This window comes from Streptomyces prunicolor NBRC 13075 (assembly GCF_000367365.1).
GTDB lineage: Bacteria > Actinomycetota > Actinomycetes > Streptomycetales > Streptomycetaceae > Streptomyces > Streptomyces prunicolor.
On sequence record NZ_BARF01000074.1, the window covers coordinates 50847 to 64917 of the forward strand.

Consider the following 14071-nt stretch of genomic DNA (forward strand, 5'->3'; position numbering starts at 1 on the left):
GGACGGCATCCAATTTTGTCTCAATGCGCGTGAGAGCAATGGCAACTTCATGGTCTTCATTCATCAAGGGATATTCTCCGTTCCCGTGATGCGTAGGTTCACGTAGTCGCCGGATACTGCCTTGTCTCCAAGAGCAGTACGTCTTAGCCAAAAGTGCCTTACCTGTCCGGCATTCAAAGTGCCGATGCTTAGAGATGTTCCCCAAGAGGTTGTGACAGTTGGAGCCGTATTTTCATTGGCGATAGTTCCACTGTTGTAAGAAGCGACAGCCGCCGCAGATGCTGCATTGGTAGCAATGGCGATAGTTGCGCCTCCCGATAGCTGGTTGATGATGGCTACAGTCACGCTGTCTACTGCATAGACGCCATCGTTGTAGATGAGCAAGCAGCGGTATTCAACGTCATGAGCGTCTGCATCTGCCGTAGTGATGGCATCGTAGAAACCATTTGTGGAACCTGATGGAGCCGCATTAGATGCGTAGCCTCCTAGGCTCGTGCTTGTTGGTGAACCCAGAGAGCTAGCGCTAGAACTTCTGATAGCAAGTGACATGTCATTACCTCCTTACGCAAACCACTTGTACGTGAGCTTGAGCACTGGCCTGTCAGAGCCAGTACGAACAAACCCGCCGTAGTAGTCCAATGAATTTGATGGCGCAGGACCGAACACGAAACCCTTAGAGGTTCCGGCTACGAATTCCTGTCCGATGGTGTTGCTGACATCAATAGTCTTGGTACCCGTACCGCTGAATGTGCTACGGAACCTATCGTCATTAACACCTGAGCTAGTCCAGGTGCTAGGTGCTGATGTCTTGTTGTGTGTTCCGATGACTGCTGTTCCACCTGCGTTGTAGTACCACTGTGAGGCAGTGAGGACTAGCTTTGCGTCGGTCACCGTTGCTCCTGATGGAATGCCCGTCACAGAGAACCCGCAAAGGCTCTTCTGGTTTCCATTGGTTGAGCTGTAATACCCCTGCATCAAGTTGGATGTGTAGGTGTTCACAGAGCCATTTGACTTGTAGCTCTGTCCAAAGGTGGCATTGAACGTCTTGGTCTGTGTATGCCACGAACCCGCCGGGGTTGGTGCTGCAACGCTCCAAGATAGGGTTACATCTGTCCTGAGAGAACCAGGACTATAAGGGTTGTCCTCGGGCTTCCAGGCTCCGCCATCCCAGTAGTAAGGGTTACGGGCAAGCCACTGTGTTCCGTCCCATACGCGCACGCTTTGAACCGAGACCCAAGCTGAGCCATCCCATACGAACATTGACATGGAATATCACGCCCACTGGTCCGCAAAGCCCATAGGAGCAACCTGGATACCAGCGTTACCAATACCCGGCTTGTTGGTTGGGGTAGATGCTGCATCCATAGCCGCATGAATTTGGAACGTGGTCGTTCCGCTGTTCAATGTGATAACGCATGTGCGCTCCCAGCTCTCGGCACCGGCTGTTGCTTGCGCTGAAAGCAGGAATGAGCGACCGACAGATGAAGTCAAGTCGTAGGTGTTTCCTGTCGTGGCACCCGTCCAGTTAAGACGCGCTCGCATAGATGATGACGAAAGAGGAATGGATGCTGTTCCACCCCATCCCACGAAAGCCTTAATGGCACGGCCACTGCTGTTGTTGTAGGCAAAGGTGGAGCCCCAAGCTGTGTAGGTTCCATTGAGGGCTGTCACGTCGGTTGTTGATGTAGCCAGAATGCCCGCAGCAGGGGCAGGCAGGCTCTGTGATGGCATAACCCATAGCTGACCAACCTGAGGGTTGCTAGGGGCCGTAGTGGACACCGTAGCGACACCTCCAAGAGGTACCCAAGCGTCGGTGTTATCTCTTGCCATCGTTAGGCCAGTGTCGACGACATAAGCGGCCTTAACGTCAGTAGGCAGAGAGGCTAGGTCTGTTGAGGTATCCACCTTCACAATGACCTGGTTCATGAGGTAGTCGTTAACGTCGTCTGCGGTCAATACCTCGTAGTCCGCGAACGTCTTTTGCATGTTTGGCATTTCTATATGTCTCCTTAATTGACGTCAAGCAAGTCAAGGGTGACTAGCCATGCGTCGGGTGTGATGTCGTGTTTGATAGCCATAACACGGAACGGCTTGTTGATGGTCACAGCCTCGCTGCTGTATTGAATGTTGACCATGTCGAACAGCTCTAGGCCGGCAACCTGGTCAACCGAAAATGTGGCGTTCCATCTAATGGTGTCCACGCGCAGTTCGGGTGCATCAAATTCATCGAGCACAACGGCTGCGTAGTCCTCTACGTCGCCCTCGGTAGCAAAGTTGGTTGTCAGCTCTGTCTGTCGAGCACCCCAAGTTGCTACGGAAGTGTTGTTGGCGAACGGCCCGTAGACCGTTTCCACGCTCGTGTAATTCAAGTCCTCGTCTACGCCACGCGTCAGGTTCCTGACGAAAATGTCGTTCACCATGATGCTGTCGTCGTAGGCAACCCCGAACCCGTCGATGAGGTAGTAGGCCGCTAGCGGGTCATCGTCCACCTCTGCGTCATAGAAGTTGATGACAGGCTCTGAGGTGGGCAGGGAGCCGTTTCCGTACGCCTTCACGACGTTGCTCTTGTCCACAAAGACAGAGCCAAGCTCAGTGTTCTGAGCCAGCATCAAATGGTTAACCAGGGTGCTTTCATAGTTGTTGTCGGCAAGGCTTGATGTTCCACCTTCTACGGTGAAGTCAATACCATGCTTTGTCAGTAGGTCCTCTACACGCTCGGCAAATGTGCCAGCCACAACACCCGCGCGGTTAATGTTCGCTAGGTCCTTAACCCGGTCGACTGCATAAAGGGTGACGTGAGACTTCTTTTCGGCGTCGTAGGACACCGTGACCCTTGAGATAGTGCCTGTGTACTGCGTTACCCATTCAGCGTCTACAAGAGCCTGTAGGCGCATCGGAACACCCATCTTGATATACGGGTTGGTGTTGGGGTCTACGTTTCCGTCAAAGATGTGAGCCTCTAGGGTTCCTACCTCAACCTCGGTATCAATGCTGTCTCCGCGCTTGGAGCCTCGCTCAATGCTGACACTGGTTGTGTCTCCGAGGATGTCTAGCCATTCAGTGTTCGGCTCGTAATTGTCAGCCTCAGCAGCACCCCCCAATTTGTATGCGCCGAGGGTTGAAGTAGTCAGAACAAAGATGTCTGGCTTAGCTGTCTGAACCTGCAACTTCAGGTTGTCGATAAGGTTAGTCATCAGCGCACCCCGTTCATGCGCTGGTAAGCCTTTAGAGCCTTGTCTACCTCACGACCAATGGCAACAGGGTCAGAACCAACCCCGGCATTGATGGTGATATTTACAGGTGCGCCAGAGCCGCCGAAAGCGGCCGTACCGGCTACAGCAGGCTGTACAGAAAGCCTTGCGCCAAAGTTGCCTGTGACTGTCTCGCCTAGGGCAATGGTGGCCTTCTTGACACCCTCGGTCTTCTTAAGGCCAAGAGCCAGACCCTCGGTAGTGAACTTACCAATTTCCATGAACACGCGGGAAGGAGACTTAATTTTCAGAACGCTCTTTGCTGCGTTGATGGCTCCCTGAACCACGCTCTTTGCTGCTGATGCAACACTTCCCGCAACGGCCTTAATGCCGTTGATGAGACCTTGAATAATTTGCTTACCAGCGTTGTACAGCCAAGAACCCGCCCCGGAAAGTGCACCGAGGACAGAACCCTTTACGCCCTTGACCTTGCCGACGAGGCTGTTAATAGCGTCGCCAACGATGGTCTTAATGCCGCTCCAAGCCGTTGAAAGGTAGCTCTTGACGGAAGACCAGGCACCAGACCAATTGCTCTTGATGGTGTTTAGTCCACCTGAGATGGATGTCTTAACGCCATTGATGGCACCAGAGATAAGGCTCTTGATGGCCGACCAAACACCAGAGACAATAGACTTAAGAAGGTTCCACTGCGCTAGCCAAAGAGCCTTGATGAGGCCGAGGTAGAGCGTGAAGTAGCCCTTAATTTCTAGCCAGACAAGCTGTACGTAGTTGGAAATGGCCTTCCAGACACCCTGGAAAATGTTCTTGATGCCTTCCCAGACCTTTGACCAGTCACCTGAGATGAGGCCAGTAACGACCTGGATAATTCCTCGGATGACCTGCATTACGCCTTCAATAATTCCCTTAATGAAGCCGAATGCCTGTGTCACATACGCGATGATGGTTGTGCCATGCTCATTCCAGAAAAGAACGATGGCGTCGAGAGCCGCTGAAATAAGCTCCTTGATGCTTTCAAAGACAGGGCCGGTTGTTGCCTTGAGCCAGTCCCATACGCCCTGGACGATGGTCCGGAACGTCTCAGACTTCTTGTAGGCGACCACGAACGCCCCTACAAGCAAGGCAATAGCCGCTACTACCAAACCAACCGGGTTGGCCAGCAGAGCCGCATTCCAGGCCCATGTAGCCGTAGCCACAATGCCTAGAGCGATAGCGAGAACACCGACACCAAGAGCCAGAGGCTTTAGCCAGTCCTGGTTTTTAGCAATGAAACCGATGGTGCTGTTAAGCGCGGGTAGAACGTTCTGAGCGAGGAAGTCAATAAGCCCCTGCTGTAGCTTTCGCTTGAAGATGTCAAGCTTTGCCGCAGCGTTGTCACGGAGCTTGTTTCCCATGTCGTCGGCAGCACCACCGACCTTGCCTAGTGCTTCGGTTGCCTTAGAGGGGTCAAGCGCCAAAAGCGCCTTCTGCATGTCCTCGGACTTGGTACCGAATAGAGCAAGTGCCGTAGCGTTTCGCTCGGCAGGGTCCTTAATGGCACGCAGGCCGTCAAAGACCTGGTCTAGAGCCTTCTTTGCCTTTGGTCCACCCTGGACAAAGACCTTCTGCATGTCCTTGCCGTTAAGACCAACGTTCTTGAAAGCGGCATCAACCTTGGCTCCTCCACCCTGAGCGATGAGGGTGAATTCCTTAAGGCTGTCTGCGACAACGTCAGTATCACGAGCACCCGCCTTCATTCCCTGGGAAAGTAGGCCGGTAGCATCAGCAGCGCTAAGCCCCATCTGACGAAACTGTGTGCTGTATTCGTTGAAGGTGTCCAAGAGGTCATCGGCTCTTGGTCCCATAGTCTGAAAACCGCGCGTGATGACGTCGAATGCTTCATCAGCATTCTTCGCAAGACCAGTCTTCATCATCTGGCCAACGGCATTAGTAGCCTGGCCTAGGTCAACCTCAAAGACATTGGCAAGGTCCAGAGCCTTTGTCGAGACGCTCTGAATTTGCTTGACGCTGGCATTTGGAGGGAACAAGCCAGCCGTCATGGTGGCTCGGATGCCGTCAGCCGCTTGCTGGAAGTCGTTGGCTACACCGTTGGCATAGAGCTTTCCGGCAGCCTTACCGACCTTGTCAGCTACAGCAGGGGTTGCCCCTAGCTGAGCTTCCAGGCGGGCCTTAATTTTGCCCTGCTCCATTGCCTCGCCGAGGCCTGCGACTAGGGCGGCCCCGAGGGCTGCACCAGCTCCCAGGGCAGCGGGGCCGGCAAGGCTGCGCAGGCTTGAGAGAGCGGAAGAAACGTGCGTTCTCGCGCTCTGTGCTAGCCCTCGCAGGCTGTTGCTTGTTGTCTGTGCAGCGGTCCTAATTCCGCTGGTTAGGTTCCGTGTGTTTGCCAACACGGAAACAGTGATGTTGTTTCTTGCCATGCGTGATGTGCCTAGTCGGCCCTCCTAATGTCGTCTGTTCTGTCTGTCTACGTTGGCCTTATGCACCTTGAGGAAAGCTCGATATTCTCTCAAAGTAAGGTTGTCGTATTCGCTAGGTGCAATGCCAAGGTTCAAGCAAAAGGCTGCTTTGTTCTCTGCATCGTCATCTTCGGATGCCGGGGCCGAATACTGGCCCCAGCCGTCTTCATCAGGGGAGGTTACTTCTCCCCATTGTGGTTTGGGTCAAGGTCAACAAGCTCCGATAGGTCCTTCACGGACTTATTCTCGGCATCCTCAAACTTGTAAGTCGCATCCTCACGCTTCTTGAACGTGAAGTAGAGAGCTGCGAGGAATACCTCTTCATCGCCGTTGGCAAGTTCCGACAGGCCCTTGCCTGTCAGCTTACGAATTACCTTCATCTCCTTGAAGGTAAGGTCTTCTGCTGTGTACTTCATGGTGTATCTCCTTAAATGAATGTCTAATTGTTTAGCTGGAAGTGAACGATAAGACTGTCTAGCTCTCGCTCAATTTCAGCTACAGAACGAGCTTCGTTCTGTTCAAGAGCCTTGTTCATGAAGAACTTGGCCTGAATGTTGTGGTACATGCCGTAGTTCTGAACCCCGGCATAAGGCACCCTTGCGCCACCCGCACGAACGGTTGCCTTGCTCTTAGCCTTAGAAGGCTTGATAGAAGCGGCTAGGCGTCCGGACAACTTAGGGACTAGACCATGCGCGCTTCTGTCGATAGTCCCTGCAATGCGCTGGAAAGCGTTCTGCAAGTCCGAAGCCTTTACGGAAAAGCCCTCTAGGCTTTCCACCACATGACCCAAGCCTTCTAGTGTTACCCGAACGCCCGCCATAATTACGCAGTCACCTTTGTTGGCTCGTCTGTGCAGTCGAGACGGAAGTCAAAAGTAAAGGTCTCGTTAGCGGTACCACCAACAGGTGGCTTAGAGCCGACCTTTACGCTTCCCGTAAAGTGTGGCTGTGTAGATGAAGCTGATGCATTTCCATGCGGAGCGAAGATGTAAGTAACCTCTTCGCCTGTGTTGTCCCATAGGTAAGACCAGAAAGAGCTAGTGTCAGTGCTCTGAACGGCAGAACCATCAAAGAACCACTGAACAGCACCACCGGCCGCAGCATCGGCAAAAGTCGTTACATCCCCATCGGCCTCTTCATTCTGAAGCGTTACCTCAGAAACGTCAGCCATGTAGTCAGTACCGTCTACCTTGAGGGCAAGGGACTTACCCTTAATGCGTGTTGACATATTTATGAACCTCCAAGTTCAGTTTCAATTGAAAGGGTTACCCGCACACCCAACACGGCCTCTTGGCCTTCAATGCTGAATGAATAGGGCTGGATATCCTCGTAGTCCCAGTCAGAGAGACTGTCCTCAAGGACGTTAATAAGTTCCGGCAGAAGTGCGTCTAGGGCTTCATCAACAGCATCGTTGCTTTCAGGGCCGACTAGAAACGTCACGTCGTAGGAAATAACCTTTGTGCTCTGTCGAGAGCCAAGGGCAATGAAAGACAGTCCTCGGGTTACCGCAATAACAGGCGGGTCAATGTTTCCCGAGACTGCAAAAGTCACGTTGAAGCCAGCGTCGTTGAAGGCTTCGGCAATTTCGGTGCGTAGTTCCTTTAGTGTTGCCATCAGATACCCACCACCATGTATGCCTTAAGTAGTGGGTAAGCGCCCTGCATAGGGTCTCTAGCAAGGCGGATAGGGCTGTTGTCCTCACCAAACTGAGCAATACCCATCGGGGTCTTTCTCGTCTGGTAGAGGGCCGCCCCGCAAATGAGAGCGGCCCTATCCATGATGGACTGTGGAACTGTTTGCGTTCCGACGAAATGGGTTACTAGCTCTTCAGCCTCGTCCCAGCACTGTTCGATATAAGCGTCATCGGTAAGGATGTATGCATCGTTATTACCGGTGACGTACTTCTTGAAGTCCGTCCAGTCCATCAGGCGTCACCTCAAGGCGTAAGGTCTACGTCGCACTTGACGATGGCCTTAGCGTGCTGAACAGCGACAGCCATAAAGCCGTAGACAGAGAACGTCTTAGAAAGGTTGATGGTGTTCTCGTCCTGAAGCTGGAATGGTGCACCCGCGCTCTCAAAGGTCTTAAGGGCAATGCCGTTAGCGATGTAGCAAGAATTCGCTGCAAGTGATGGGTCTGCGTAAACTGGGACACCATCAAGAGAAGCGGTAAGACGTGCACCCGAGACGGAACCGATGGTGTTAACACCGGTGCCACCGTAGGCAAGTGCGGTACGTCCATCAGTAGCTGTAAGCGTTCCGATGGTCTTGAATACGTCACTTGAAACGATGATGAATTCAGGCGAAAGACCTTCAACATCAAGGTCAGCCGCAGCATCAATTAGAAGACCAGACCAACCGGCTACGGTGTTAGCTGCAAGGGTTGCAGTGTTGGTGCCAGAGGCAGCAACAAGAGCAGCACGAGCAGCGGCATTAGTAGCCTTGGCGTAAGAGATAGCCATTGCCTGGAAGTTAGTGTCAAGGATATTGACGCTAGAGCGCTCAATAGCCTGACGGGTTAGCTGTGCATAACCGCCATAGGTCTTAACTGGTGCGGTAGCCGTTGAAAGGGTTACCTCACCGTAAGGCAGGTCGGCACCCTCAGAAGACTGAGCGGCAACAGCATGTGTATTAGTGCTGAGAACAGCGTATTCAACGTTGTTACCCTCAGCGGGAAGCTGACCCTTTGAAAATGCATTGATGACAAGTCGGTTGTCCTGAACTAGGCGAACAGCAGAACCAACCCAACCATCCTTTACAACGCTGTCTGCGGTAGTGAGACCTGTGTAGGCGCGGTATGCGTCCTCGTCTCCCTTAGCGACAGCCTTTACGTATGCTCCGAAAGAGCGGAACTGTGGTGCAGCATTCTTTGGCTCTGAAACAGTGCCAAGCATTGAAACCTTGCGGTCAAGGTTCTCGAAAGCCTCTCGTAGCTCCTCTACTTCCTGAGACTTGTTTGTCTCATCGGACATTGTGGAATTTTCCTCCTGGTTATTGTTAGTTGTTTCAGCCGTTCGAACCTGTGATACGGCTGCGTTTTCATAGGCAGGGAAAGCGACAACGGAGACTTCCTTAAGGTCGGCCTTAGTCCTGACAATTACGTCGTCTTCCATACGGTCTTCAACCGGTAGGAAGCCAACAGAAAACTTGTTTAGAACACCATCGCGAAGCAAGGTGTAAACCTCGTCGCCTCTTGGTGTCTGAGAGATGCGGGCTCTAATGACAAAGCCCTGGTCGGTGTCTTCGGTCTTCTCGACAAGGCCAATAGGTTCCTTGTGGTCATAGAAGAGCTTTACGTTAGTGGGGTCACCGAAAGCCCCACGCTCAAAGCGTTCAAATACCCCGCCCAAGTCGATGGTGTCCCCATAAGGAACTGCAACACCTTCAACAGTGCGGTCTTCCTTGACTGCTCTTAGCTCAAAATTACGTACTTCCATTCTCGTTAGGTAGAACGTCTCCTCCTGTTAGTGGTGCGAGACCCTCGTTAGCTCTTGCCTCATTAACCGTGAGGAATGGCTTACCGCCGGTTCCAACGGAATAGGTTGCATAACGGGTCTGCTTGTCCGCCCTAAGCAAAGCGTCTAGGTTGAAGCGGACTTCTTGCCCTCTTGGGATAAGGGAAGTTAGGGCTTCCTCAATTTCATTGAGGTAAGCGGCAAGCGTGTCACGGATGAAGTCCGTATTAGCCTGCTCAAGGTTCTGGTAAGTCATGCTGTTGCCGTTAACCTCGGCCAACAGCTTTGATGCTGGGATACCGAATAGGCGGGCAACTGCGGTTACGTCGTACTGGCGTACCTCAAGGAACTGAGCGTCAGCCGGGGAGAGCAACATAGGCTGATAGTCGACGCCATTACCGAGAACGGCTGTGCCTCGCTTACCGCCGTTTGTGTTGTCCCATGTCTCTTTGTAAGCGGCGGTCATGTCAGGTGTTAGTTCACCTGAGACCTTGAGAATTCCGGTCGGCTGAGCGTTCTGGCGGAATGTGTTACCGGCGTAGTCTCGTACGTCGACCATTCCCGTAAGCTCTGCCTGAGCCGCCTGAATAGGACCAAGACCGTAAGGTGAGCCTGCGACACGCATCAAAGACAGGTGCTTGATGTCGTTGCGGCTGAACTGCTTAGGGGTTCCGTATCCGTGATAGCGGTATGTGTATTCACCTGTCTCGCTGTCAACGTCAATGTACATATTCTGAGGGTTAAGAACCTCAAGGTTGATGACCTTTGAGCCGTCTCTGTAGATGCGCCAGTAAGCATTACCGGCCGTTGCGAGACTGTTGACTGTCTCTTCTACAAAGGCAGACTGCGAGACGTTTAGGTTTGGCTGTGAAACAAGACTAGGCACACTGCCTAGCTCAGTACCGTTCTTCCAAACGCTTAGTGGAAGCTGAGAAGCTGTGTGCCCAAGAATAAAGATGGCACGGTAGACAGCCGAGATGCCTAGTGCATTCTCGGCTGAAACCGTTGCTGTATCGATAGGGCGGGAAGGAATAGGGGTGGAGCGAACGTGGCGCTCTGACTGCCCTCTATTGAAAAGCCTTCCCCAGAAACCCTGAGATGTCTTTTCCATTTGTTATTACCATTATAAGCCCTTTAGGTTCTGCTGTCCAATTACTAAAGGCTCATCACTTGAATGGTGGCCTCCTTAGTAATTTCTGCAACATAAATGCCCATCACGGTTGCCATAACCGCATCAATTTCAACTGAGCTATCCTTACGGCTTAGCTTCCAGCTATCTCCGATGTTCTTTCTTACTGCTCTTGGCATCTGGTATGTGAGCAGCGGGTCACCGGCATGAGAGACCTTTCTCTGAGAGATAAGAGCAAAGGCCGTAGTGGATGCATTCGTCTGGTCTGGCAGGTTAAGAACCCGGACCGGATAGCCCCTTGTCTTAAGCTCTGCTGCTAGCTCTCTGAGAACGTAGCCATCCATGACGAACATCTGTGGGTAATGCTTGTTCCTTAGCTGCTGACAGATAAGAACGAGCTGTTCAAGGTTCGGGTTAACGAGGCTGGCAACTAGCTCTGTGTAGACAATGCCGTCGACCTTGACGCTTGCTGTAACGGTTGCATATGTCCAGTCAGGCGTACGGTCAATAGCGATGATGGGACGCTTACCTTCTGGAACCCCGCCCTTTGCTGCCTTCATCCATCTGCCAATAGGCATCCATGAAGAGCTAGAGCTGACGAACTGGTTGAGGTGGTAGCGGCGTGCGTCCTCTTCCGGCTGTGTACGCACCTGAGCCTGTAGGTCGGCCACAGAGCCCCTACCGCAGGCAAGTGATGGGTTGGCCGCTAGGAGAGCGTCAGCGTCGTCTACAGCCGCACCCTCAGGTGCCTCCCATAGGAAGAACCCGAACCGGTCCAGGTCACCTGGGCCGGCACTGGCCTGATGGCCCAATTCATAAAGGTGCTTGAGCAGCTCGCTGCTGTCGTCACCGGCCGTCGTAATGCCGAGCACCAGGCCGTTGGCACGCTCCTTGGAACCGGACACCATGGCGGACCAGGTCTCGGGCGGCGTGATATGTACCTCGTCGTAGAGACAGAGGCTCACGGGCACACCCTGAAGACCCTGAGCGTTCTTGGCGAACACCTTGTAGGAGCCGCCCCGCTTGGTCGACATACCTCGTGTCTTGGTAGGCGCCTTCTCCATCCTGCGGAGCAAAGAAGGGTTCTCATCAATGACGTGCTTGACGCGCTTATAGATGATGTTCGCCTGAGGCACCGTGGAGGCGACAGAGACAACCTCGGGACCAGGCTCATGCATGAACAAGCCAAAGACACCGAAGATGGCACCGAGGACTGACTTCCCGTTCTGCCTACCGACTGAGATAACTACCTGACGGAACCTAAGCGTTCCCGCCTTAGGATGTCCCTCGGGATAGACCTCAAGGACATGGCGGATGACCCATCTTTGCCAGGGAAGTAGTTCGAACTTCTCTCTTTGGTCTTGGGCTTTCCAAGCCTTATCGACTAGCTCTAGTAGCTTGTCGCCCGCGCTCGGGAAGTTCTCGTCTCCGGTTAGTGATGGGGTGTAGGTCTTAGGAAGCCAGAGGCTCAACTGTCACCAAGGATGGCGTCTAGCTCATCCTCTTCAATAGCGTCCGTTGGCTTAAGACCATGCAAGTAACGGAACGTCTGGTTGTACTGTGTTACCAATGCGGCAGAGAGGTTCTTGTCAAGTGTCTCTGCCATCTTCTCAAGTGCTACTGTTGCTGGCTTCTCATCCTCGCCAAGCCAATAGGCTCTGCCTAGAAAGACTTCAACTGCCTTTGTAAATGTCGTGCTCATGCTTCCTCCAAAGTGAAATGTTTTGCTCCCTCCTGTAGCTAATGGTTCTGGGGGCGGGGTCAACTAGACCCATTCTCAAAAAAACTGGCCTTCATTCTGCCTTGAATTCGCCTTCATCTTTGGCTATTCAATGTCGAATGTTTGAGCCTTGGTTGTGCTTATCCGAGCTGGGGGCGGGGTAGATAGTTGTCTATCCCTACCCTTACAGCCATCGTCTATTGATGTAGGTTGTGCGTACTACATCCTTGTCTTGCTTACGTCCATTGCACTTACGACATGCAGCCTGCAAGTTATCCAATGTGTCGGTGCCTCCATTGTTCTTAGCAATGATGTGGTCTACCTGTGTGGCTTGACCCTCACAGTCTCCGAACTGTAGTTGGCATACGTATTGGTCACGCTGTAGAACCTGAAGCCTTAGTGCTTCCCACTTGGCTCCCTTACTGCTGTGCTGGCTCACTGGTCTTACGTGCCCTTGTCTGCTTTGGCGCTACCTTCAGTTCTCGCTTGAAGTACCAGGTTGTACCCACAATGTGGATAAGCTCCCATCCCTCAGCGCCGAGGGTGTTTAGCTCTGGCTCTGTTAGTAGCCTGCCTAGGCTTGATACCAAGCGCTTGTATTCGTATCTCATACTTCCTCCTTGTTCTCTCCGGACTTCATTCCTGAACCATCAATGCCGGTGAATTCTAGCCATCCGTTCTTCTTTACAAACCGAATAACCCCCGGCCTTAGTTCAATGCGTGTTACCTCCGTGTCTGGCTGACCGAATACCAGGCAGAGCTTTTCCATGACTACCATTAGCTGGTTCATATCCTTTGTCTCCATTACTTATTCATCTCCAATAGGGTGTGTGTTAGTGCGTATGCCCAAAGCATGGCCACAATGAGGAACAGTGCAAAGCTCATGCTGCCATCTCGTAACCGAAGCCAAGGCGACTGTAGAACGCTTCCATAAGCGTCTCAGGCTCTTCTAGCTTGTAGACGTGTCGTAGGTCGTTAGAGATGTACTGACCGATATCAAAGCCTCTTACTGCCTCTCTCCATCCTTGGATGTAGACATAGGGCTTGAAGCTAAATACCCGGCCGTTTTCTGCCTCAAAGTCAATGTAGGTCTTGACGTTAAGCGCATTGTCTCTTACGTCCTTGCGGAACACCTTCAAAGGGTTGCCAGAGCTATTAACCCTGCGTACCTCAAGGAACCACATAATTTCTGGGAGCTTGTAGCGGTTATCTTCCACGTAGTAGCTCCAGTTACCGAGGTCAAAGGTAGGCAGTCCCATAGCCTTGACTACTGCCATCTCTGCCATTACGCCTAGGGCGTCCTGGTCTGCTCCCATGACCCGGAAATTCTTTCCAGCGTATTCGGGGTTATCTACATTCCCCTTAACGACCTTCTGATAGTGCGTACGCTGTTGACCCACTACCTTGCAACGGTCCTTCTCATCCTTTGTTACTGGCACCTTTAGCCAGCCTTCTTGTGTCACTTCAAACATCATGTTTCCTCTATTCCTTTAGTATCCGGCCCTTTTCTTTGCCGGTAATACCATTATAAAGGAATTTGCGTTAGTGGGCTTGAAGAAATGTCTCCAGCTAGTAGCGCCTTTTATTCTGTTACATAAACGTGACAAAAGGAAAGGAGCCTAAGAGCATCAGCTCTTAGGCTCCCGAAAAGGAATGATGTTGTGTGACTAAGTCTATTGTACCACACTTTGTACAAAGGCTAGCCGGGCCGGCACTTCTATGGCTGCAAATTTAGGGTCTCAAACCAGGCCATGAACCGGTCGTATGCTGGGTTTTCTCTGCCGTTCTCCTTGCCCTCGTAGGTACATCCCTTACAGACGCCCCGCCGCTTCTCACCGCGCTTGGGGAAGTCCTCTAGAGCCTTCTCCTTCCTGCACTTGATGCAAGTCTTCACTTTTTGCCCTTCTCTATCTTCTCGGCACATTTCTTGTGGTAGACCGCACCATCAATGACTGCCCACTTCTCGTACGGCCCTAGACCCTTACCGCATCGAGCGCATCTAGCTGTTCCGCCCAATTATCCCTTCTTCTCCTTAACGACAATGACATGCTTACATCCTTCTGTCTTCCTCTTGTTATATCCATTGGCCTTACCTACTTGGTAA

General features: G+C 52.4%; 16 protein-coding genes. All 16 read right to left on the reverse strand.

Annotated elements, in window-relative coordinates; all coding sequences use genetic code 11:
• Window positions 1-63: 63 nt before the first annotated feature.
• The gene (locus tag SPR02S_RS63310; RefSeq protein ID WP_158697893.1) at window positions 64-549 is read right to left on the reverse strand and encodes a hypothetical protein; all 486 of its coding nucleotides are present in this window, start codon (window positions 547-549) and stop codon (window positions 64-66) included.
• Between the two features lie 723 nt (window positions 550-1272).
• Window positions 1273-1995 (reverse strand): hypothetical protein, encoded by a 723-nt coding sequence (locus tag SPR02S_RS63315; RefSeq protein ID WP_158697894.1) that lies wholly within the window; start codon window positions 1993-1995, stop codon window positions 1273-1275.
• 14 nt (window positions 1996-2009) lie between these two features.
• On the reverse strand, window positions 2010-3194 hold the full coding sequence (locus tag SPR02S_RS65055) for a hypothetical protein (protein WP_245607644.1): 1185 nt from the start codon (window positions 3192-3194) through the stop codon (window positions 2010-2012).
• A complete protein-coding gene (locus SPR02S_RS60635) occupies window positions 3194-5398 on the reverse strand; it encodes a phage tail tape measure protein (protein ID WP_158697895.1) in 2205 nt (734 codons plus the stop codon). The genes SPR02S_RS65055 and SPR02S_RS60635 overlap by 1 nt, the downstream gene beginning before the upstream one ends.
• Window positions 5399-5844: 446 nt before the next feature.
• Window positions 5845-6081 (reverse strand): hypothetical protein, encoded by a 237-nt coding sequence (locus SPR02S_RS31270; protein ID WP_019060972.1) that lies wholly within the window; start codon window positions 6079-6081, stop codon window positions 5845-5847.
• 23 nt (window positions 6082-6104) lie between these two features.
• Complete coding sequence (locus tag SPR02S_RS63320) at window positions 6105-6455, reverse strand: hypothetical protein (protein ID WP_158697896.1); 351 nt, start codon at window positions 6453-6455, stop codon at window positions 6105-6107.
• A gap of 32 nt (window positions 6456-6487) precedes the next feature.
• Complete coding sequence (locus SPR02S_RS63325; RefSeq protein ID WP_158697897.1) at window positions 6488-6892, reverse strand: hypothetical protein; 405 nt, start codon at window positions 6890-6892, stop codon at window positions 6488-6490.
• Between the two features lie 2 nt (window positions 6893-6894).
• Window positions 6895-7278, reverse strand: a complete 384-nt coding sequence (locus tag SPR02S_RS63330; RefSeq protein WP_158697898.1) for a hypothetical protein — start codon at window positions 7276-7278, stop codon at window positions 6895-6897.
• Window positions 7278-7589 carry a hypothetical protein gene (locus SPR02S_RS31275; RefSeq protein WP_019060973.1) on the reverse strand — a complete coding sequence of 104 codons (312 nt, stop codon included), beginning with the start codon at window positions 7587-7589 and terminating at the stop codon, window positions 7278-7280. Before SPR02S_RS31275 ends, SPR02S_RS63330 begins: the two co-directional genes overlap by 1 nt.
• 11 nt (window positions 7590-7600) lie before the next feature.
• Entirely contained in the window at window positions 7601-9100 is a 1500-nt protein-coding gene (locus SPR02S_RS60640; RefSeq protein ID WP_078623059.1) for an HK97 family phage prohead protease, read from the reverse strand.
• Entirely contained in the window at window positions 9087-10229 is a 1143-nt protein-coding gene (locus SPR02S_RS59590; RefSeq protein ID WP_063746276.1) for a phage portal protein, read from the reverse strand. Before SPR02S_RS59590 ends, SPR02S_RS60640 begins: the two co-directional genes overlap by 14 nt.
• Before the next feature lie 44 nt (window positions 10230-10273).
• Complete coding sequence (locus tag SPR02S_RS60645; protein WP_078623060.1) at window positions 10274-11719, reverse strand: terminase large subunit domain-containing protein; 1446 nt, start codon at window positions 11717-11719, stop codon at window positions 10274-10276.
• A complete protein-coding gene (locus SPR02S_RS63335) occupies window positions 11716-11949 on the reverse strand; it encodes a hypothetical protein (protein ID WP_158697899.1) in 234 nt (77 codons plus the stop codon). Before SPR02S_RS63335 ends, SPR02S_RS60645 begins: the two co-directional genes overlap by 4 nt.
• A gap of 202 nt (window positions 11950-12151) precedes the next feature.
• Window positions 12152-12406 carry an HNH endonuclease gene (locus tag SPR02S_RS66235; protein WP_019060974.1) on the reverse strand — a complete coding sequence of 85 codons (255 nt, stop codon included), beginning with the start codon at window positions 12404-12406 and terminating at the stop codon, window positions 12152-12154.
• A gap of 168 nt (window positions 12407-12574) precedes the next feature.
• The gene (locus SPR02S_RS63340) at window positions 12575-12772 is read right to left on the reverse strand and encodes a hypothetical protein (protein ID WP_158697900.1); all 198 of its coding nucleotides are present in this window, start codon (window positions 12770-12772) and stop codon (window positions 12575-12577) included.
• A 76-nt stretch (window positions 12773-12848) separates the two neighbouring features.
• A complete protein-coding gene (locus tag SPR02S_RS63345) occupies window positions 12849-13442 on the reverse strand; it encodes a hypothetical protein (RefSeq protein WP_158697901.1) in 594 nt (197 codons plus the stop codon).
• Window positions 13443-14071: the final 629 nt, after the last annotated feature.